We start from the raw sequence: 19,818 nt of genomic DNA on the forward strand, positions 1-19,818 counted from the left end.
GCTTAGCCTTAGACCCTGCGTTGTTGTTTGGTGCAGGTTTATTAATTGGTGCTTTAGTGATTGCTGTTGTTGCATCACCGGCAAGTGAGGAGGCTGAAGTAAAAACAAAAACACTTTATGTTGGCAATCTTCCTTACCGTGCTAATGAAGGTGTCGTTCGTGCTTTGTTCGAAGAACAAGGCAAAGTGTTCAACGTCCGTCTATTGAAAGATAAAAACACTGGTAAGCGACGTGGATTTGGTTTTGTTGAAATGGCTGAAACCGATGCAGACAAAGCAATCAATCAGTTGAATGATAGTGAATTCCAGCAACGCACTTTGAAAGTGCGTGAGGCAAAACAAAAACAAGAAGGTGAACCTAGTCACTTTCGTCAGGAGTCTGATCAGTCAACTCTATAAGCTCGATGCTTAATTGCGAAGCATCAATAGGGGCCGTTGCGTAATAACGCAGCGGCTTTTTTGTGTCTATTGATAAGGCAAGTTGATGTTTCATTAATAAGCTACTTACCCTATTGGCAATCGCTTTACCGGAATCAATTAACTTTACCGGCTTCTCAAAGCACATCGCTAATGTATTTGCTAATAATGGAAAATGTGTGCAACCTAATACTAGCACATCAATATCATCAGCAATATTGAGTGCAGCTATTTCTTCATTAAACTCATAGTTAGACAATGAATGAGTATGAAACAATGTTTCAGCTAACTTCACCAGCTTGGTTGATGCATATAAGCTTACTTTCGTATTTTTACCATGTTCTTTGATAAGTGCTTTAGTGTAATGACTATTTACAGTTGCGGGAGTGGCAATTAGACCGATATGTTTTGTTTTACTTATTAGGCAAGCGGGTTTAATTGCAGGTACCACACCTACTATTTCAATATGAGTGTGCCTACGAATGATGTTGAGTGCAGAGGTCGAAGCGGTATTACAAGCTATTACTAAGATATCAACTTGCAATGCGCTACTTTCAATAAAATGAATTAAAGCCAGTAAGCGTTGAATGATCTTTTGCGGCGGTTGAGCACCATAGGGCAATAGTACATTGTCCATAAAGTAACTATAAGTGGCTTCAGGTATCAGTTGTTGAATTTGCTCAAGTACAGTAGTACCTCCAATACCTGAATCAAATACCATGATATGAGCTGACAAACTGCTTTCCCCTGAAAATCAAAGGTCAGAAGTTTGCCATGCAGTTATTTAAAAAGAAAGCTTACGATTTTAGCTCTTCGATGTCAGCGTTGATCTTATTCATCTGCTCAAGCATGGTCTTGGTATAGTCGACTAACTTGCTCACTTCTTCTTTATCTTGATTTAACCACTCTAAAATACCAGCAAGTTGATTTTGTAAACCAAGTTCATTTGCCTTATTCAAGGTTTCTTTCAAGTCATCATTAAATGGCGCTATCTTTTCTGCGACATCTTTTTCAGGAGTAGGCCTGACTTGTTCATAGCCTTTTATGCTTGCAACAGTCTTCGTTTGTTTAAGATCCATAGAGAAGGCAACAAGCTGCTCATTACCTAAACTAAGTTCCTGCGCCTGTTTAAATGCTTCATCTAATGAACCTGAGAAAAAGGTCTCGCTCACTCCTTGTAAATCTTCCATAAGCGCATTAATTGCTTCTTGCTCTTGTTCATTTAGTTCACCATTCACTGACATCGAAAATGAAAGCTCGCGAGATTGTGATGACTCACTTACAAATGCTTCATTTCCACCACGCTTGCTATAAGCACTGGCAGATTGGCTAGTATACGCATCTGCAAAACTGATACTCACTTCATCGCCTTCTGCTGTCGTGAATGTATACTCAGCATTATTTCGTAAACTTATATATTGTGCTTGGCTTACCGACACAGAAGCTGGCTTGGGGTTAAAAAGACTTTCCTCAAGTTGATCTATACCACTGAAGATACCTTCTTTTGATTTCTCAATACCTTCTTCAATATCGTCATTTAGCAGATTTGAACCTTTTAGCTCTTCATAAGCCTCATCAACTCCCATTTGAACGCCTTTTCGGGCTTCACCCAGCATACTTTTAAGTTTTTCATCATCTGCACCATCCGCTTTTGCTTTGCGAATAGCGCCGCCAACGAAATCAAGTACATTCTTAACGATTGCTTCAAAGTCAAACAGGGGCTTATCTTTTTTCTCTTCTACAACAGGTAACCCTAACTCAGCGGCAAGTTTATCGCCGAGTACTTTAGCGGCCAACTCTCGCCCTCTTTGCTGATAGCTATCATGAGCACTTTGAATTTTAGGCTGCTGCAATGGTTGCTTACCATTGTACTTATTTACGTTTGTATTAGGCATATAGCCTTGGTTGCCAATTTTCATGATCCGACTCCATGTGATGATTACCTCATTATCGGCTAAAAGTTAGAAAACTTAAGTTTTCTGTATAAAAAAACAACACCAAAAATAAGTAACAAAACTAGACAAATCTTCTATGCCCCCTACAATAGCGCCGATATAAAGCTAAGAGATAAAAGGTAATCAGCCATGGCGGTTATAAAAATTGATACAACTCAATATGATGCACAACTAAGTGAAAAGGAGCAGCGCATCTTTTCTCAGTTTCAACGTTTCGGTGTTGAAAAGTTAGAAGTATTTAGCTCTGATCCAATTCACTACCGTCAACGAGCTGAGTTTCGCGTTTGGCATGAAGGTGATGATCTATTTCACATTATGTTTGATCAACAAACCAAAGAGAAAATTCGCGTTGAAAATTTTGACCCTGCTGCGCCTTTAGTCGGTGAAGTTATGCAGGCAATGATTGAAAACTTAAAAGGGTGTGAAATCCTGCGCCGTAAGTTATTTCAAATTGATTACCTATCAACTTTAAGTGGTGAGATTCTTGTCAGTTTGCTTTATCACAAGCCCTTATGTGATGAGTGGTTAGAGGCAATTAAAGCACTAAAAGCAAAACTCAGTACACAATTTAACATCGACTTTATTGGCCGCGCACGTAAACAAAAAGAAGTGATTGGTAATGACTACGTCGTAGAGCGCCTAAACGTCAATGGAAAAGAGCTTATTTATCAACAAGTAGAAAATAGCTTTACCCAACCAAATGCCAAAGTAAATATTAAGATGCTTGAATGGGCACAAGCACTTTGTGAACCATTAGAGAATGATCTACTCGAACTATATTGTGGTAACGGTAACTTCTCGATTGCTTTAGCGAACTCGTTTGATCGTGTACTCGCAACTGAAATTTCTAAATCATCTGTTTACTCTGCACAATATAATATTGCACAAAATAAAGTGGATAACTTAGATATTATTCGCATGTCGAGCGAAGAGTTCACGCAAGCCATGAAAGGTGAACGCACGTTTTCTCGCTTAGAAGGCATTGATCTGAAAAGTTATAATTGTCAGAGTATTTTAGTTGACCCACCCCGTGCAGGAATGGACACGCTCACCTGTGATCTCGTGGCCAATTACAACAATATTATCTATATCTCATGTAATCCAGATACGCTTGAACGCGACCTTGAGCACCTTTGTAAAACACACGAAGTTAAGCGCTTTGCTATATTTGACCAATTTCCATACACGCATCACATTGAGTCTGGTGTATTTTTACAACGTAAATAAGTTTAGTTTTCTGCCAGCGCAGCAAATAGCGCTGGCAACTGCTCTTCACTGAACACCTCTATATTATTACTTTGTAATAACTGTGCGGTTAAACCCATCCCTATAACTTTATGCCCCGTATGGCTGCCATCGTAGATTGTGTTACGCCCGCAGGAGGGACTGGACTCTTTTAGTAAAGCAAAACGAATTTTATGCTTTTGGCAAATTTTTAAGGCTTGTTCTGCTCCTGCGATAAATTCAGCAGTGACATCTTCTGCATCTTTCGTTAACACTCGACCCTCTTTAATTTCAGCGGGCGGCCTTGGGATAGGTAAACCACCAGCCACTTCAGGACAAAAGGAAACTAACCTTTTTTGTTGTTTGAGTGATTCTAATCCTGGGTCTAATAGGTTTTGCGATTGGCCATCGTAGCGTACAGGATTACCCAGTAAGCAGCTTGATACTAAAACTTTTTCCATGTTCATCACCAATAAAAAAGCTCCGCGAGCGGAGCTTATTAATATATTTGCTTATATTTATTTATCAGCTAAATAGTTGATAAGGTCAGCCATACCTTTTGCATCACTAATACCGGACTCAGCACCTAAAATTAAACGATATTTGCCATTCACAATGAATGTTGGTACGCCTTTCAATGCGCCTTTTTGTTTGTAGTACTCTTGATCGCGTTTCATTTTTGATGCCATCGTACGTACAGAAAAGCTATTGTAGTATTTATCAAAATCAGCTTCCGATACACCTTGTGATACGAAGATATCTTTCATATCTGCTAATTCATTGATTCGTGCACGTTTACCATGAATGTGATTAAAAATGGCAGCCACTAAAGCATCTTTTTGTGGTAACACAGCCGCAGTTGCATAAGCTTGAGCTAACATAGCCTGAATTTCTGGATCACGAGGTCCTGAAAAGTCTACATGGCTCTTTTTAAAAGCAACACCGTCATTCAAAAGCGGCTTTAGCTGCGCAACGATTGATTCGAAGCTATTACAATGCGGACAATAAAATGAGAAAAACTCTTTTACTTCAGGCTTTTTAGAAGCGCGCGCATCAAATGCTTCGTAATGCTTACCTTCTTCATATTGTGCAGCAGTTGCATTCGCTGCCAATCCTAATGTCATCGCCAATAAGGTAGCTTTAACTAACTTAATCATTACTTTTACACTCCAAAATTATTGTTTTAGTAAAAACTTAACCAGCTCATCAAGCTGCTCTTGGCTCTTGATAGTGTTTAAGTTAATTTTATATTTATCATTTACAATAAATGTTGGTACGCCTGTAAGTGCACCGATTTGTGAATACTTATTTTGTTTGTCTTGCATCGCTTTTTCTGCACTAATTACTGGCATACTTGCAATTTCAGTATCAAAGACTTCATTACTAATACCGTTCGTTGCCAGTAATGCTTTCACATCTTTAATATTTTGCAGTGGTGCACGTTGAACATGAATGCTATGAAAAATTTGATCTGCCACTTGCTCTCCCTTTCCTTGTTGCTTAGCAATAAGGTAGGCATAGCTTAAGTTACTTTGTGTTTGTTTTGACACCCCACCTAAAAAGTTAACGTGGTTTTTAACAAACTCAGTGCCCTCTGGCAGCGCTGCGGTCAGTGCTTTCGCTACTGGCTCAAACTTAAAGCAGTGTGGGCAATAAAAAGAGAAAAACTCAGTCACTTGCGGGGTAGCACTTTTTTCAACTTTCAATACTTCATACTGGTTACCTGCTTCGAAGTCAGCCGCAAATGCAGCAAAAGGTAAACATAGAATGAGTAGACTTAACTTTAATTTTTTAAACATTATTTTCTCGTCTTTACTTATCTTTTTAAAATTTATGGTAATAATTTTAACGGGGCTTCTTGTAATGCCGCAAGCTGTTCTTTTAGAGCAAGTATTTGCTGCTCCCAGTATTTGTCTTCTGCGAACCAAGAAAAGTTCCGTGGAAATGCAGGATCATCCCAGCGTTTTGCGAGCCACCCCATATAATGCACCATTCGCATGGCACGTAATGGTTCGATGAGTTTAAGCTGATTATGATCAAAATCACAAAACTCTTCGTACGCCGCAACTAAGGTGTCTAACTGTAACAGTTGGTTATTACGATCGCCACTGAGCATCATCCATAAATCTTGAATGGCAGGACCTTGACGACTATCATCCAAATCTACAAACATAAGTGCATCACCTGACCAAAGAATATTGCCAGCGTGACAATCACCATGCAGGCGGATTGTTTCAACATTTTTATACTGAGCCGTCGTCTCGTTAATAACCAGATCCAAAATAGTATAAAACGGATGTTCAAGGGCCATAGGCACTAAGTTACTCGCTTGCAAATGAACTTTCGCTGTCTGCAAATATTCTTCGCAACTCATTTCAGGGCGATGAGAAAAGGATTGTGCCTTTGCAGTTTGATGCATCCGCCCTATTAGGCGGCCAAGGACATCGAGTTGATCTAAGTTATCAACTTCAAAAATCCGCCCTCCTACACTTGGGAATAATGCAAACAAATATCCATTATGTTCGAAGAGACTTTCACCTTCTCTACAAACCGGCGCAACAACAGGCACTTCAGCTTCCGCGAGTTCAAACGCAAAAGCATGTTCTTCAAGTATTTGCTCCTTAGTCCAGCGTTCAGGCCTGTAAAACTTAACAACATAACGATAACCATCTTCAGCTTTAAACTGATAAACACGATTTTCGTAGCTATTTAAAGCCAATAGCCCTGACTCTGCATAAATTCCGATACTTTCTACGGCATCTAAAATTGAATCTGGCGTAAGGTCAACAAAACTAAATTTACTCATAAGGTCCCATTATATAAAAAAAGCGGGAAATCCCCGCTTTTTATTGTATGTGCTCAGTGTACTTAATTATTGTCCCTTAAAGAAGTTGCTAGGCTGTGAAATCTGTACATCAGGCTCGGAATCGACAGAAAGTACAAACTCAAACTTAGTCATTGGCTTTTTCAAATCATAAGGATCAACGACTAAAGAGAGAGGCACATTGTATGATTCCCCAGAAGGAACGGTGAATGTTTGTTTACCTATATATTCAAAGTTATCTAACCCTTCTACAGCAATATTAAAGGTTTGCTCATACTGTGCTTTATTGATGACTTTAAGTGTATAGGTGTTCTCTACCAAGCCATTAAAGTCAACGCGATAAAGTTGATTTCGGTCACGAATAATATCGAACTCCATCGGTTTACGCATCGCAATATTTGCAACCAGTGCCCCAGTTAAAACAACAAGAATCACCATATAACCTATCAACTTAGGACGTACTGCATGTGTTTTATTTTCAGGTGTTTCTAAGTTACGTTCTGTTGTGTAGGAGATAAGTCCTCTTGGATAATCCATTTTATCCATGACTCCATCACACGCATCAATACAAGCACCACAGTTAATGCATTCATACTGCAGACCGTTACGAATATCGATACCTGTCGGACATACTTGCACACACAAGTTACAGTCAATACAATCACCTAATCCCAGCTCTTTCGGGTCTTGTTTACGTGAGCGAGGGCCTCGGTTTTCGCCACGTGCTTCATCATAACTCACCGTAAAAGTATCTTTATCAAACATAGCCGATTGGAAACGTGAATATGGACAAATATGTAAGCACATGATTTCGCGCATCCAGCCAGCATTCCCATAAGTACATACCGCAAATAAGGCAATACAGCCATAGGAGTAAGCCGTTGCATCGAGTGTAAATACGTCAGGAAGTAAGTCTCTTATCGGCGTGAAGTAACCAACAAAAGTCAAAGCTGTATAAAATGAGAATAACCACCAGCTGCTATGCTTTGCGGTTTTGCGCCAAAACTTATCAAAATCCATTGGCCGTTGATCGAGTTTTTTCCGCTGATTAGCTGTGCCTTCAAACTTTTCTTCAAACCAAATAAAAATAAATGTCCAAACCGTTTGTGGGCATGTGTATCCACACCAAACTCGCCCGTAAAAGGTCGTCACTAGAAATAAAGCAAACGCAGCCAACATCAAGATAAACGCTAAAATAGTGAGATCTTGAGGCCATAGAGTTAAACCGAAAATATTAAACTTTTGACCAACAAGATCAAATAGTACCGCTTGTTGACCTTGATAGTTAATCCAAGGTAGCAACATAAAAGCGAGCATGCCAATAAAGCCAATACGCTGTCTCAATAGTTGATGTAAACCGGAAACAGCCCTTACGTATATTCGGTTGCGAGGGTTAAATCTATCATCAAGGGAAGCGTTTTCCGGTTTCTGGATCTTTACTTCCGTTGGGATATTTTTAACCTTAATTTGTTTATCCATTAAAATTCCTCAACGCCACTAGGAAATAAATACTCAAACATTATGTTTGTAGTTTACAGATATAGACAATCAGTGAATAAATTAGAATGCATCTCATTACGTTCAAAGATTTCTGAAATTTCCAACTCATCAAAATCATTATACTCAATCTCTAAAAAATTTCAGGGATTGATCACGAATATGTCTGTTTAAATTATTTCATCGTATCTGCTTGCTTTTAAATTGGCCATTTTATTAAACTTGCAGCCATACCTTATTCATTCAGATCAAAGTTTGTTGTGCTATGAAAAAATTTCTTATTTTAGTGCTTATAATTTTAGCATTATTCACTATTGATCACCCATTGATCAAAGAGCCAAGAGAGAAACTACTCGGTGATGGCATTGGCTTTCTTTCAAATGCTAGCAAAGTCAACAGAAGCCCTGCCGCAAACATGGCAAAGAATACTATTAAGTCACAACTAAATTTATCAGCTTCTGAGCAGGAATACGTCGAAGAAACATTCATAACCGATGAGAAGTTGCAGGTATTTCACCTACGCTATTGCCGAGAGAAAGATATCAACATCTACTTTTATGGTGAGCGTTTAGAGAGTGTATGTAGCATTGTTTCAAGTGCATTGAAAGAAAGGCTAAATAAGTGATGGATTTTTCGACTCTGAATAAAAAAGCCAGTGATTCATTTGCAAAGCAACGCAACTTACTAAAAAAATTGGCTAAGGGACAAACACTACACTGTGAAACCTGTAAAGGTGTTCTTACTCTTGATTTGCAAACAGATCAACCAGGAAGAGGCGTTGTACGCTGTAAAAATGGTTGCACTGATATTATTTTGGAATTAGGTAGTTAACCTAATTCCAGCCCTCATCATTGTACAACTGACTGTTCATAGCAACCACCTCAATTAACTCAGCAAAGCCCGCTGCAAACTCCCCCATCAACTCGTATTGTTGCTGACAAAGCTGCCCCTCTGTTAATTCATATTCACAGGCAATCGCGGCAATATCCGATTGCGATAAGCTAAAAAAGCCTAAACTCTGATGAGCGGTATCTAGTGCGGCTTTAAACTCTTCACTAAGCAAAGGCGCAGCTAATAATTTAGCAATATAATCTTTTGCTCCAAGTAAGAAACCTTGACTCCAATGCTGACACTCTTGAATATCCAAATATTGTTGCTGTTTCGAATTGACCTGCAAACTGACAGGCAAACTAAACCCTGTTCCAAAAACCTGCTCACTGATCTGCTGATACAATGCCATAAATGCAAACAACACCTGTTCATCCATTTGCCCGTCACATCCTGGACAAACCTGTTCGAGCCACTGATGAACATCAAGAGGCTCTGGCGCACAAATAACAGCAAATAAGTAGCCTTGTGTTTGCGCTAAAGACAGGGCATTTTTTTGCTCTGAAAGAAAGTGTGTTAATAACACGCTTTGCTCAGGTGAAAACTCAGGAATTTGCATATTACTTCTACTATTTACCTAAATTAGAAATTTAATGGGTAACGACCTTCACTATCAGGGCGACCAAGAAATTTAGTTGCATCATGTACTTCTTTAGGAAGACTTGCTTCTGGTTTGATATACCCTGCAACCTTGAAGTCTAGATTCGCTTTTAACGTTGCATCCGCTTCTAAACCTAAGCGGTTTTCAGGGTCAACTAATACAGCGATATCACCAGACTTACAGCTTAAACGACCACTCAAAGGCCCAACACTGAACCAGCCATTCAATCCTTTGACATCAATATTTGGACTCGCTATTTCACCTGCTAATGTATCACAGTACGGTTGGCCCGAGCTGTATTCATCTAAGTCAACAATTACACGCCCTTGCGCACTCACAGGGAGTGGTAATTGTAAACGCGCCATTGCACGTTCAACGGTTAATCTTAAAACTGCATTTTTGATATCTATGGCTTGGTTAAACAAACCATATGAAAAGTCAGCACGACCCGAGATATCAGCTTTGTCTCTAGGGTCACCAAAGCGCACTGTACCAACGAGCTTGCCACTAAAAAGTGACCAGCCCGAAATCTGCCAACGCACATTATTCAGCTGTTCATTTTCAAAACGCGCTTGCATGACACGACCATCCCATAATGAACCGCTAGCTTTACCTAGTTGTAATTGTTTAGGTAGGTATGGAGTGGCTAAATCAAGCGCTACAGCAGCTGGCGTTTTCACTAAAGTGAAGACCAAAAAGCACAGTAAAAAAATGGCGACTAATAAAATTGTTTTCTTCATCGTCTACTTCTCTAATACCAACCGACTTACACGAACAAAGCCTGATTTATCATCTTTACTCAAATCCAAATTCTCAATAAGTACTCCTTGAGAATTAACAAGCTCATCAAGCCATTCAACTAATTTATTAAATTCGACAGAGTCAATTGTCAAACGAAGCGAGTTATCGTTTGGTTGCATTTTACTAATAGTGATTTGATAGCGATTACGCGTACTATTTACGATTTGGCTTAAGCTGCGATCATTGGTTACACGAGCACTTCCACTGGCTTTAAGCTTAATGATGCTCTCATCAACCCAAGCAAGCAATTCTTGCTGTTTTATGTTGTCTTGCTCTGCTTTTTCTATTGCATTGTTGAGGGGTCTAAAAATACCCATCACTAATACAAAAATAACAAAAACAGCACCGGCAATCATTACAAGTTGTTGCTCTTGCTCTTTTAAAGAACGCCAGTAATTGACTAATTGCTCTTTCATGCCGCACCTCGCAATTTAATCTCTCCGACAACAAAGTCGCCATCATTATTTAGCGATCCTTGATCAACGGTTAAACCTCGTTGCTCCAAAATTGCTTTCACCTTACCAAATGACTGAAAATCTTTACCTCTAGCACGGATCCGTAATTCATTTCGTCGTTGATCATAGCGAAGTGTTTCAGGCGAAAAATCTTTTACTTCATCGAAAATCGATACTAAATCACTCGTTAAATCTAAGAAACCTGCTGTACTACCACCATCTAACAAGGCCAGCTCACTGCGGATCTGGCTACGTATTAACTGTGGTCGCACTTTCTTATCGGGAAACGCACGTTGGTAGTTAGACACCACTTGAGTCTTTGTTTGCTCTATTTGGCTATTGAGTTTATAAAGCTCTAGCGATTTAACGCCAATACTACACACTAACGCAACACCTGCTGCAATAGCGGCTTTTTTCCAGTATCCCCACCAAATAGCAGACTTCTTCTTTAACTGATACATACCTTGGCGTAAGTTAAAGCTGATAGTAGGTAGCTGTTTAGCAAACAATGCTAATGGTAGGTCATAAGACTCTGTTTTAGCTATCAGATTAACCGTATCAGGAAAGCCTACAGCAGGACTGTAATGTATGACATCAGGGTTATTTAAAGCTCTCAGGTAACCTTCTAACCAATCAGACTCAACCACTGCCACGTGCCAATCACCTAATTTGCATAACCACTGTTTATTTAGCTCAATCACACTCAGTTGATTAACTTCATCCGAGCTTGGTAATAGCAACGCATCAGGTAGTATTTTAAAGACTTCTAAATTATGTTCGTTAAACTGGACTAACCATTGCTCAAACCATTCCCTGTCTGCCATGGCTATATTAATCGCATGCTTGTCACCAACCATTGTTGGCTCTGCGATTGCGATGAATAGCTCATCAACATCACACGCTATCTCTTCTTCAAGCATGTAAGGGAGGGCTTGTTCTAACTTACGGTTCCACTTTGTTGGGAGCTCAACAGTCTTCAGTTGTACCTGATCGCTTGGCAAGAGCACTATCACTTCTCTTGATTGTGCTTTTTCTGCTAATTCACCTAATTGTGTCGCTGCTGCTATTTCGCCGCTAGCAATGATTTCTTGTTCTGTAGGTGAGTAAATAAGCCAATTTAGGCTATCTGTTAATGTTCGACCCGTACGGATCAACAATATTTCTGTCACTGTACGCCTCCAAATTTTCGCGCCAGTATCGTTACTTTACCATTATTGGCATGCAGTAAGGTGGTCATCGAAAAACGCAGCTCAACAAATTCAGCTTGCGTCTGTAGTTTAAAGTATTCACTGTTGATGGTGAGCAAGTCTTTCACGGCGTCCACATTTTGTCCGCCTTGTTGCTTAACTTCCTCAAAAAATTCTTCTATACCATCAAATCCTTTTTCTGGTCGTGATGATAAAACACTTTGTGCACCTGACAGGCTTAAACCGTCTATCAAGGAGCTTAAAATAATTGCACTTTCTGTTGGTAAGGTATTAACGTTAATGGCCAAGTTCTCGTTGCCAGGAATGACACATACAAATGGCAGCACCTTTTCCATGACCAAAGGATTAAACCCTTTAACCAAGCGTAATTCAGAGGTAGAAGCAAATAAGCTATTTGCGGTCATATACGGATATTTACGCGATAAATACTCATCTTCTTCTGCTCCCGAGCGATAGGTGATGCTGTCTTCATCTAACCAATCGTATACACTATCAGCCATCGCTTCTTCTGATTCATCAGTAGGCAAATCTTCAATATTCTCAAGTAGGGCTAGTAATGCTTTGTGTGCAGGGTTTGTGGTGTTCGATGAACCACTTTGTTGCACCGGTTTTGCATGTAACGCATTGAGGTTTAAACAGGCTTGTAGATCAGTAATAGTGCCACTTAAGGTGCCATTATCAACAGGATAAGGAACACCGCCTTGCTGGGCCCAAATTTGCCCTAGATTAGTACTATCAGGATCATCTTTCTTGGCTTGGTTTATCGCCTTAATAGCCAGTTCCTCAGCGGCAAATGCATACCACTTAGCCTGTTGGTGACTTTGGATGTTTGTGCTGCGCTGAACTTGCACCATTAGATTTGCACTCATTTCGACTGCCAACATGGCCGCAAGTGCAACAATAAATAGAACAATAACAAGTGCTGCGCCTTTTGAACGCTTTAAAGATATCATGATTGACTCTCAACACCCCCTTCGCCAGGCACTAAAAAGACGCGACGAATAGGCTCTTGTTCTATTTTCTGGATTGTAACAGCAACTGCTTTAGGCAATGCTTTTATTTGCCATTGCTCTTGCCACTCATTTTTGTCATCAAGAAATTCAAACTTTAAGTCTTCGATATCTTCAAGCAGTATTTGTGAGCGTGGCTCCATATTGTCTAGTTGATCAACATACACGCGATATACACGCTCTAGTTTATCGTCAATAACGCGGTAGCCAACGGCTTGTAATTCTGAACGTGGCAACAAGTTAATGGGATTTACCCAGCCATCGCGTACAAACCCAATCCCATCATACTGGCTATCCAAAACATACCGTCCTGTCAGAATATAGGTTTCTTGAAAGTCTCCAGCTTCATTACGCACTTGTCTTTTCGTCATTTGACTGAAGTCTTGGTCCATTAAACGAAATGTTGTTTGAAAACCATTAAGCTCGGCAATTGTTTCATCAGACGCGTCTTTTGCTTTTGTGGTTGAGTCTAAAATTTGATGGGTCGATAAAACCACAAAGGCTAGAATCCCCATGGCTATGATTACTTCCAGTAAGGTAAAACCGCGCTGCTTCACTACTTATCACCTTTGTTTAAGTAAGTGGACAACTCATAAACTGGATCCGCAAGTTTTTCATCAGTGAATATATTAATAGTCACTTTTACAAAGCTTTTATCTGCCGTTGGTACGACATCTTGACGCCAATACCATTCATAACCAGCGAGTGTTTCAGTCCCTTTTGTGCCGTTTTTTCCCTGCCACTCACGGCCTTTAGCGCGTTGCTCAACCATCACATTCTCAGCAACCCATGAAGCATATGTCTGTTCTTCAATCGTAGCGAGATGATTTATATGCTCACCCGTTGCCTGCATTGCTGCAATACCTGCCATAGCGCATATAGCCAAGGCAACCATCACCTCGAGTAAGGTAAAACCAGTTGCTCTAATCACTATTCAGGCTCCCTACGAAATTGGACCGGAGCCATAAACTCACCTTCAATAAAATAAATAGGCTCTCGCGCATTCTCAAGTTCGTAAGTAAGTTGAAAGGCACTCACTTCACCCGAGGATAAAATAAGTACTTGCGGTATTTTTAACTTTTTGAGTTCAAGTAAGCTATCTTCATCCCCACCACTCATAAGCTCACGCCAATTAGATTGCTCTAATAAGTTATCCTGTGCCCATGCCAAATCCTCAAGGTTTAAGGTGAGTTTAAAGCGGTTATCAACCTCTACCGGCTCGAATAGCTTTTCGCGATCAAAGGTGACCCATTTTTCACCATCAAAAACGAGAAACTCAAATACGTTCTTATCTAAATGAAAACCTAATTCAACTTGATTCAATATGGCAAATTCTGATGCCAAATTGATTGTGGTGTGTAATCTTAGCGCTTGCTTTTCTAGCTCTTCTTCAGCACCACCATCAAAACTATAGGCGACCATTTTAGTAACAAAACCGATCACTACCAGCACCATTAGTATTTCGATGAGGCTAAAACCTTTTGCGTGTTTTACGCCTCGAGCCAAATGCAAACGACCAAGGCTTACCATAACAGTAAGCCTTGATGTGTAGAGTGAGTAAACATCTGGCTGAGTTTACACATTATTGCTTTTCTTCATCCCAGTTACCGATATCATCATCAGTACCCGCTTCACCATCTGGACCCATTGAGAAAATATCAACTTTACCAATTTCTCCTGGGCTAATTAGCTGATAAGGATTTCCCCATGGATCTTCCGGTAGTTTTTCAATAAAACCGCCTTCGGGAAAACGGCGAGGAATAGGCTCAATGCTTGTTTTATTTACTAATGCTTCAAGACCTTGCTCAGTGGTTGGATACGCTTTGTTTTTAAGCTTATAAAGACTCAGCGCATCCTCGATTTGCTGAATATCTAAATGTGCTTTATCTATGGCAGCTTCTTCTTGCTGACCCATAATATTTGGCGCTACGATCGACATAATCATACCGATGATAACCAGCACCACCATAACTTCTAGTAATGAGAAACCTGATTGTTTATTCACAAAATACCTCTAATTTTCTTCAATATTTATTATAAAACGTCACACCCTCATGATGCGTCGTTTTAACCTTCCTTAATTTAAAGACCAACAGCCTTGTTCATTGCCATAATAGGCTGGAGTATTGCCATAACGATAAACAATACAATAACAGCCATTGATGCGATCATCGCTGGCTCCAAAAGTTTTAAAGAGACATTAACCATACTCTCAAACTCTCGATCTTGGTTATTCGCAGCACGTTCAAGCATTTGTTCCAACTCACCGGACTTTTCACCACTGGCGATCATATGAAGCATCATAGGTGGGAAAAGCTTAGTTTGCTGTAAAGCAGCACGGAGACTTGCGCCCTCACTGACGCGAGTTGCTGCATCTTGCACAGACTTCTTCATTTTTTCGTTGACTAATACCCCACCTGAAATACGCATACCTTCAAGTAATGGTACAGAACTCGACGACAAAATACTTAAAGTTCGCGCGAAACGCGCAGTATTAACGCCACGTGCAACCTTGCCTATACCAGGCATATGTAGCACTTTATCATCAAACCAAAAACGAATTTTTGGTTTCTTTAAAGCATGCTTGATAGCCACAGACACAGCTGTAATTACGATTAAACTAATAAACCAATAATTTTGCACAAAGTTACTCGCCGCCATCACCCATTCAGTGGTCCAAGGTAATACTTGTTTAGACTTTTCGAATGTTTTTAATATTTTTGGAACTACAGTCCCTAATAATACAGATACAATGGCAATCGCAAATACCACCAAAATGATTGGATACACCATTGCCTGTGTTATTTGACTACGCATGTGTTGGCGTTGTTCCGTGTAATCGGCTAAACGATTTAAAACCTGATCTAAGTGACCTGATTTCTCACCTGCTGCTACCATAGCACGGTATAGGTCATCAAACACATGTGGAAACTCGCTCATCCCATCGGCGAGCGTATACCCCTCTACAACCTTTGAACGAACCGACATCAACATACGCTTTAAACGGGGTTTTTCGCATTGTTCGGCAACCGCCATTACAGCCCCTTCAACAGGCAATGCAGATTGAATTAAGGTCGCTAGTTGGCGAGTGATTAAGGCTAAATCGGAAGTCGAAATTTTTGCTTTGAAAAAGCTGCCAAGTAAGGTTTTTTTTGCTCCTTTAACTTGCTTTTCACCTTCCGCTGCTGCAACAACCTCTAAAGGCATTAACCCTTGATCACGTAGTGTCTGGCGTATTTGCTTTACCGTATCGGCTTCAAGAATGCCTTTTTTCTCTTTTCCTTTGCTATCTAGGGCACGGTATTCAAATGCAGCCATGATTAACCTTCCTCACGTGTCACGCGTAGCACTTCTTCCAGCGTAGTCCGCCCTGCTAATACACGGCTACAACCATCTTGGCGAATACTTGGGCTGCGAGTTCGAATGTATTTTTCAACACTTTGTTCGCCTTTGCCACTGTGAATCATCTCACGAATTGTCTCGTCAACAACAAGCAGTTCATGAATACCTGTACGACCACGATAACCATTAAAGTTACACTCTTCACAACCCACAGCGCGATAAATTGTCGGTGGCTCAGTCGGGTTAACGCCTAATAATTGGCACTCTCGCTCGTCTGCAACATGTCCTTCTTTGCAGCTATTACATAATGTTCTTACTAGACGCTGTGACAGCACACCCAACAGTGATGATGATAGTAAGAAGGGCTCTACGCCCATATCTTCCATACGCGTAATGGCACCGGCAGCCGTATTCGTATGCAGGGTCGACATAACTAAGTGACCCGTTAGGGATGCTTGCACACCAATTTGAGCCGTTTCAAGGTCACGGATCTCACCAACCATTACAACATCAGGATCCTGACGAAGAATAGCCCGTAAGCCACGGGCAAATGTCATATCCACTTTCGTATTTACTTGAGTCTGACCAATACCAGGGATCTCATACTCAATCGGATCTTCTACGGTTAAAATATTGCGGTCACGCGAGTTAATCTGACTCATACCTGCATATAAAGTGGTACTTTTACCAGAGCCTGTCGGGCCAGTTACCAAGATGATACCGTGCGGTTTACTGATCAGATCTGCAAATAGCTCCCGGTTACGCTCTGTCATACCTAAATCTTCCAGATTTAGGCGGGCATTATTTTTATCTAGTAGACGCAGTACTACACGCTCACCAAAACTCGATGGCATGGTTGATACACGCACATCAACAGCACGACCTGCAATACGTAAACTAATACGACCATCCTGCGGGATACGCTTTTCAGCAATATCGAGCTTAGCCATAACCTTTATACGTGACACCAATAAAGAGGCAAGTTTACGATTTGGTTTTAATACTTCCTTTAAGACTCCATCAACCCTGAAGCGAATAACTAATTCTTGCTCAAAAGTTTCAATGTGAATATCGGACGCACCTTCTTTAATCGCTTCACTTAGCATCGCATTAATCAGTTTGATGATTGGCGCATCGTCATCACCAGCAAGGAGATCTTCTGTTTGCGGCAACTCATCAGCTAATGAGAATAAATCAACCTCATTGCCAATATCTTCCATCATTTGCTGTGTTTCAGAACTATCTCGCTGATAAGATGCTTCAAGCAGTAATTCAAACTTATCATCTGCCAGCTGTTCTAAAGTAAAGCTATGGCCTGCAATTCGTCGCACTTCAAGCAAAGCATTTACATCTAGTTCGCCACGATAATAAACCGTCCAGTTATCAGCATTTTTACTAAGTAATACGCCAACACGACGCGCATATGAAAATGGCAAACGTTTAGCTGGCAAACTGACAAGATCATCGCTTGTTAAAAGCTCAGCCGGCTCGTTATGGACTAGCTCGTCATTAATCTCTGTAATTGCATCAGTCATCTTTGCGATCATCTGCGTTTTGTTGCTTTAAATATTCTTCGTACGTTGGTGGCAAGACTAAGGCATCATTCCACTCTGGCAAGATTGGCATTTCCGTCAATGGCATTAAGTCAATCCCATCTTCTTTTTGTTTATGTTGCTCACCACGAATGAAATTATATTTCACATGACTGAGTTTATTCATACTCATGCCATCACGTACGATTGTAGGGCGAATAAATACAATTAAATTACGCTTACGCTTGCTGGTACTGGTTGAACGGAATAAATGACCAAGTACTGGAATGTCTCCAAGTAATGGCACTTTTGACACACTTTCTTGAACGTTTTCATCAATCAAGCCGCCTAATACAACCATTCCACCATCATCGGCCATCACTGTGGTTTTAATTGCACGCTTGTCTAATGAAATATCAACCGCTGTTGCACCACTGACACTCGATACTTCCTGCTCTATCGTTAACTGTACAGCTGAGCCATCATTAATTTGTGGCGTTACTTTAAGCTTTACACCAACTTCTTGACGTTCCACGGTTTGGAAAGGATTTGAGTTATCTGAGCCTGTTTGAGACCCCGTGATTATTGGCACTTCTTGACCAACAATCATTGATGCCTCTTCGTTATCCATAGTGGTTACTGACGGAGTAGCAAGAATATTTGAATTGGTATCAGAAGACACAGCTTGGATAATCGCGCCCCAGTCATTTTTGACAATACCCATAGCTAAACCATTAATACCACCAAGCAAGGTTGCAAGTGGGCCTAAGTCACCCTCTACAGTTCTTTCGATTGGCGTAACGTTACTTGTTTCAGTGCCAATGACATTATCAGTAATTGTTTTGTCTCGCGCTTGTTCAGCGGCAACAGCCAATGAGCCCACTGGCACTGTAGTACCATTATTAAACTGCATCATCCCGCCTTGCTCTGAAATCCATTGCAGGCCAAAGTTAATACCATCAGCTTCAAAAACTTCGACAATAATAGCTTCAACTAATACTTGAGCACGACGTATATCTAGACGCTCAATCACCTGTTCCAATGAACGCATGGTGTCTGGTTGTGCAGTAATAACCAATGAATTTGAGTCTGGGTGAGCTTCGATACTGGTTTCGTTTTGATTACGTGTACGGGTTTTAGTTGCGCCGCCTTGAGCATCTTCTGCTAGTGTCTTGCTAACACCTTGTAAAACCTTAACGAGGTCGTCTGCTTTCGCATAATTTAAATAGATAACCTTAGTATTACCTTGGTTCTCTAATTCACCATCTAAGCGACTAATAAGTTCAACTGCACGAGTTCGGGCTTGGCCTTCACCACTAACAATCACGCTATTGGTTCGACCGTCGGCCACCACTTTAGGAATTAAAAACTCAGGAACACTTCCCTTACCACTGTCTTTATAAATATTTTCAACAACAGAAACAACATCGTCCGCCGTTGCAAATTTAAGCTTTACTATATCAACACGTTTGTCACCGGCTTGGTCAACCGAGCGAATAATTTCAACTAAACGATTTACTGATGCAGCATGTCCAGTGAGCATCATCACGTTGGCTGCATTAAAGTTTGCTACATGACCACCATCTTTTTGATCGCTAAATTGACGTACTAATGGCCCTAACTCTTGAACGCTCACATTTTTAACACGTACAACGCGTGTCACCATCATGTCGCCGCTTGCTTGATTATCTTCTGTAATCAAAGGAACATTAGACTTTTTAGCGTCAGAGCTTTTCTCAATTTTGATGATACCGTTATCCATCTCTACCGCTGAATAACCATACACTTCAAGTACATTTAAGAAAAATTGATAATAGAGCTTCTCGTCCATTAACTCATAACTACGCACATTGACTTTACCGCGCACGTTAGGGTCAATAATGACTGTTTTATTTAGGTTTTTCCCAACAATATTAATGAATTCATTAATATCTGTTCCTTTAAAATTTGCAGCATACTCTACAGCCGAGACTGAAAGCGATAATCCTGTTAACAAAAAAAGCGCTGCATATTTAGCTAACCCTTTTTTAATTTTTTTGAGGTGTAGCGCGTGAACCATTTTATA

General features: G+C 40.4%; 23 protein-coding genes (1 of these 23 only partly in view). 4 read left to right on the plus strand and 19 right to left on the minus strand.

Annotated elements, in window-relative coordinates; genetic code table 11:
- A protein-coding gene (locus L3Q70_RS15095; RefSeq protein ID WP_237114540.1) for an RNA-binding protein crosses the window boundary here: on the plus strand, window positions 1–398 show its 3' portion. 85 nt of this gene lie to the left of the window's left edge; the window shows 398 of its 483 coding nt (coding positions 86–483); its start codon lies beyond the left edge, outside the window; the stop codon is at window positions 396–398.
- Here the strand turns inward: L3Q70_RS15095 and murI are convergent.
- Window positions 358–1,152, minus strand: a complete 795-nt coding sequence (gene murI / locus L3Q70_RS15100) for a glutamate racemase (RefSeq protein ID WP_237114541.1) — start codon at window positions 1,150–1,152, stop codon at window positions 358–360. The genes L3Q70_RS15095 and murI overlap by 41 nt on opposite strands.
- Window positions 1,153–1,213: 61 nt before the next feature.
- Window positions 1,214–2,335, minus strand: coding sequence for a DUF5610 domain-containing protein (locus tag L3Q70_RS15105; RefSeq protein WP_062567057.1), 1,122 nt, complete (start codon window positions 2,333–2,335; stop codon window positions 1,214–1,216).
- A 165-nt stretch (window positions 2,336–2,500) separates the two neighbouring features.
- Here L3Q70_RS15105 and trmA point away from each other — a divergent pair, with 165 nt between their 5' ends.
- Entirely contained in the window at window positions 2,501–3,598 is a 1,098-nt protein-coding gene (gene trmA / locus L3Q70_RS15110; RefSeq protein WP_193987917.1) for a tRNA (uridine(54)-C5)-methyltransferase TrmA, read from the plus strand.
- A 2-nt stretch (window positions 3,599–3,600) separates the two neighbouring features.
- On the opposite strand, the gene L3Q70_RS15115 is transcribed toward trmA, so the two are convergent.
- The 5 genes from L3Q70_RS15115 to ccoG all read right to left on the minus strand — a co-directional run bounded on the left by L3Q70_RS15115 (window position 3,601) and on the right by ccoG (window position 7,898).
- Entirely contained in the window at window positions 3,601–4,056 is a 456-nt protein-coding gene (locus L3Q70_RS15115) for a DUF523 domain-containing protein (RefSeq protein WP_062567055.1), read from the minus strand.
- A 57-nt stretch (window positions 4,057–4,113) separates the two neighbouring features.
- Entirely contained in the window at window positions 4,114–4,752 is a 639-nt protein-coding gene (locus tag L3Q70_RS15120) for a thiol:disulfide interchange protein DsbA/DsbL (protein WP_062567054.1), read from the minus strand.
- An 18-nt stretch (window positions 4,753–4,770) separates the two neighbouring features.
- Window positions 4,771–5,394 (minus strand): thiol:disulfide interchange protein DsbA/DsbL, encoded by a 624-nt coding sequence (locus L3Q70_RS15125; protein WP_062567053.1) that lies wholly within the window; start codon window positions 5,392–5,394, stop codon window positions 4,771–4,773.
- Window positions 5,395–5,426: 32 nt separating this feature from the next.
- Window positions 5,427–6,401 (minus strand): serine/threonine protein kinase, encoded by a 975-nt coding sequence (locus L3Q70_RS15130; RefSeq protein ID WP_193987919.1) that lies wholly within the window; start codon window positions 6,399–6,401, stop codon window positions 5,427–5,429.
- A gap of 66 nt (window positions 6,402–6,467) precedes the next feature.
- Window positions 6,468–7,898 (minus strand): cytochrome c oxidase accessory protein CcoG, encoded by a 1,431-nt coding sequence (gene ccoG, locus L3Q70_RS15135; RefSeq protein WP_062567051.1) that lies wholly within the window; start codon window positions 7,896–7,898, stop codon window positions 6,468–6,470.
- Window positions 7,899–8,181: 283 nt separating this feature from the next.
- On the opposite strand from ccoG, the gene L3Q70_RS15140 reads away from it, so the two are divergent.
- Window positions 8,182–8,541 (plus strand): hypothetical protein, encoded by a 360-nt coding sequence (locus L3Q70_RS15140; protein ID WP_062567050.1) that lies wholly within the window; start codon window positions 8,182–8,184, stop codon window positions 8,539–8,541.
- Complete coding sequence (locus L3Q70_RS15145) at window positions 8,541–8,747, plus strand: hypothetical protein (RefSeq protein ID WP_062567049.1); 207 nt, start codon at window positions 8,541–8,543, stop codon at window positions 8,745–8,747. The genes L3Q70_RS15140 and L3Q70_RS15145 overlap by 1 nt, the downstream gene beginning before the upstream one ends.
- Before the next feature lies 1 nt (window position 8,748).
- On the opposite strand, the gene L3Q70_RS15150 is transcribed toward L3Q70_RS15145, so the two are convergent.
- The 12 genes from L3Q70_RS15150 to gspD all read right to left on the minus strand — a co-directional run bounded on the left by L3Q70_RS15150 (window position 8,749) and on the right by gspD (window position 19,812).
- Window positions 8,749–9,363 (minus strand): UPF0149 family protein, encoded by a 615-nt coding sequence (locus L3Q70_RS15150; RefSeq protein WP_237114542.1) that lies wholly within the window; start codon window positions 9,361–9,363, stop codon window positions 8,749–8,751.
- 23 nt (window positions 9,364–9,386) lie between these two features.
- Complete coding sequence (locus L3Q70_RS15155; protein ID WP_062567047.1) at window positions 9,387–10,145, minus strand: type II secretion system protein N; 759 nt, start codon at window positions 10,143–10,145, stop codon at window positions 9,387–9,389.
- Between the two features lie 3 nt (window positions 10,146–10,148).
- Window positions 10,149–10,622: a type II secretion system protein M gene (locus L3Q70_RS15160; protein WP_062567046.1), complete on the minus strand. Its 474-nt coding sequence runs from the start codon at window positions 10,620–10,622 to the stop codon at window positions 10,149–10,151.
- Window positions 10,619–11,830 (minus strand): type II secretion system protein GspL, encoded by a 1,212-nt coding sequence (gene gspL / locus L3Q70_RS15165; RefSeq protein ID WP_237114543.1) that lies wholly within the window; start codon window positions 11,828–11,830, stop codon window positions 10,619–10,621. Before gspL ends, L3Q70_RS15160 begins: the two co-directional genes overlap by 4 nt.
- Window positions 11,827–12,822, minus strand: a complete 996-nt coding sequence (gene gspK / locus L3Q70_RS15170; protein ID WP_062567044.1) for a type II secretion system minor pseudopilin GspK — start codon at window positions 12,820–12,822, stop codon at window positions 11,827–11,829. Before gspK ends, gspL begins: the two co-directional genes overlap by 4 nt.
- On the minus strand, window positions 12,819–13,436 hold the full coding sequence (gene gspJ / locus L3Q70_RS15175) for a type II secretion system minor pseudopilin GspJ (protein WP_193987922.1): 618 nt from the start codon (window positions 13,434–13,436) through the stop codon (window positions 12,819–12,821). Before gspJ ends, gspK begins: the two co-directional genes overlap by 4 nt.
- The gene (gene gspI, locus L3Q70_RS15180) at window positions 13,436–13,810 is read right to left on the minus strand and encodes a type II secretion system minor pseudopilin GspI (protein WP_237114544.1); all 375 of its coding nucleotides are present in this window, start codon (window positions 13,808–13,810) and stop codon (window positions 13,436–13,438) included. Before gspI ends, gspJ begins: the two co-directional genes overlap by 1 nt.
- Window positions 13,810–14,409, minus strand: a complete 600-nt coding sequence (locus tag L3Q70_RS15185; RefSeq protein ID WP_193987923.1) for a prepilin-type N-terminal cleavage/methylation domain-containing protein — start codon at window positions 14,407–14,409, stop codon at window positions 13,810–13,812. The genes gspI and L3Q70_RS15185 overlap by 1 nt, the downstream gene beginning before the upstream one ends.
- A gap of 52 nt (window positions 14,410–14,461) precedes the next feature.
- Window positions 14,462–14,884, minus strand: coding sequence for a type II secretion system major pseudopilin GspG (gene gspG, locus L3Q70_RS15190; protein ID WP_062567040.1), 423 nt, complete (start codon window positions 14,882–14,884; stop codon window positions 14,462–14,464).
- 77 nt (window positions 14,885–14,961) lie between these two features.
- Window positions 14,962–16,197 (minus strand): type II secretion system inner membrane protein GspF, encoded by a 1,236-nt coding sequence (gspF, locus tag L3Q70_RS15195; protein WP_237114545.1) that lies wholly within the window; start codon window positions 16,195–16,197, stop codon window positions 14,962–14,964.
- Window positions 16,198–16,199: 2 nt separating this feature from the next.
- Entirely contained in the window at window positions 16,200–17,756 is a 1,557-nt protein-coding gene (gene gspE, locus L3Q70_RS15200; protein ID WP_237114546.1) for a type II secretion system ATPase GspE, read from the minus strand.
- The gene (gene gspD, locus L3Q70_RS15205) at window positions 17,749–19,812 is read right to left on the minus strand and encodes a type II secretion system secretin GspD (RefSeq protein ID WP_062567037.1); all 2,064 of its coding nucleotides are present in this window, start codon (window positions 19,810–19,812) and stop codon (window positions 17,749–17,751) included. Before gspD ends, gspE begins: the two co-directional genes overlap by 8 nt.
- Window positions 19,813–19,818: the final 6 nt, after the last annotated feature.

Source organism: Pseudoalteromonas sp. CF6-2 (genome assembly GCF_021729425.1).
GTDB classification, from domain to species: domain Bacteria; phylum Pseudomonadota; class Gammaproteobacteria; order Enterobacterales; family Alteromonadaceae; genus Pseudoalteromonas; species Pseudoalteromonas arabiensis.

Excerpts from the sequence above, each read along its gene's own strand:
- L3Q70_RS15105 (WP_062567057.1), bottom strand. The coding sequence starts at position 2,335 with ATGAAAATTGGCAACCAAGGCTATATGCCTAATACAAACGTAAATAAG.
- trmA (WP_193987917.1), top strand. The coding sequence starts at position 2,501 with ATGGCGGTTATAAAAATTGATACAACTCAATATGATGCACAACTAAGT.
- L3Q70_RS15115 (WP_062567055.1), bottom strand. The coding sequence starts at position 4,056 with ATGGAAAAAGTTTTAGTATCAAGCTGCTTACTGGGTAATCCTGTACGC.
- L3Q70_RS15120 (WP_062567054.1), bottom strand. The coding sequence starts at position 4,752 with ATGATTAAGTTAGTTAAAGCTACCTTATTGGCGATGACATTAGGATTG.
- L3Q70_RS15125 (WP_062567053.1), bottom strand. The coding sequence starts at position 5,394 with ATGTTTAAAAAATTAAAGTTAAGTCTACTCATTCTATGTTTACCTTTT.
- L3Q70_RS15130 (WP_193987919.1), bottom strand. The coding sequence starts at position 6,401 with ATGAGTAAATTTAGTTTTGTTGACCTTACGCCAGATTCAATTTTAGAT.
- ccoG (WP_062567051.1), bottom strand. The coding sequence starts at position 7,898 with ATGGATAAACAAATTAAGGTTAAAAATATCCCAACGGAAGTAAAGATC.
- L3Q70_RS15140 (WP_062567050.1), top strand. The coding sequence starts at position 8,182 with ATGAAAAAATTTCTTATTTTAGTGCTTATAATTTTAGCATTATTCACT.
- L3Q70_RS15145 (WP_062567049.1), top strand. The coding sequence starts at position 8,541 with ATGGATTTTTCGACTCTGAATAAAAAAGCCAGTGATTCATTTGCAAAG.
- L3Q70_RS15150 (WP_237114542.1), bottom strand. The coding sequence starts at position 9,363 with ATGCAAATTCCTGAGTTTTCACCTGAGCAAAGCGTGTTATTAACACAC.
- L3Q70_RS15155 (WP_062567047.1), bottom strand. The coding sequence starts at position 10,145 with ATGAAGAAAACAATTTTATTAGTCGCCATTTTTTTACTGTGCTTTTTG.
- L3Q70_RS15160 (WP_062567046.1), bottom strand. The coding sequence starts at position 10,622 with ATGAAAGAGCAATTAGTCAATTACTGGCGTTCTTTAAAAGAGCAAGAG.
- gspK (WP_062567044.1), bottom strand. The coding sequence starts at position 12,822 with ATGATATCTTTAAAGCGTTCAAAAGGCGCAGCACTTGTTATTGTTCTA.
- L3Q70_RS15185 (WP_193987923.1), bottom strand. The coding sequence starts at position 14,409 with ATGGTAAGCCTTGGTCGTTTGCATTTGGCTCGAGGCGTAAAACACGCA.
- gspF (WP_237114545.1), bottom strand. The coding sequence starts at position 16,197 with ATGGCTGCATTTGAATACCGTGCCCTAGATAGCAAAGGAAAAGAGAAA.
- gspE (WP_237114546.1), bottom strand. The coding sequence starts at position 17,756 with ATGACTGATGCAATTACAGAGATTAATGACGAGCTAGTCCATAACGAG.
- gspD (WP_062567037.1), bottom strand. The coding sequence starts at position 19,812 with ATGGTTCACGCGCTACACCTCAAAAAAATTAAAAAAGGGTTAGCTAAA.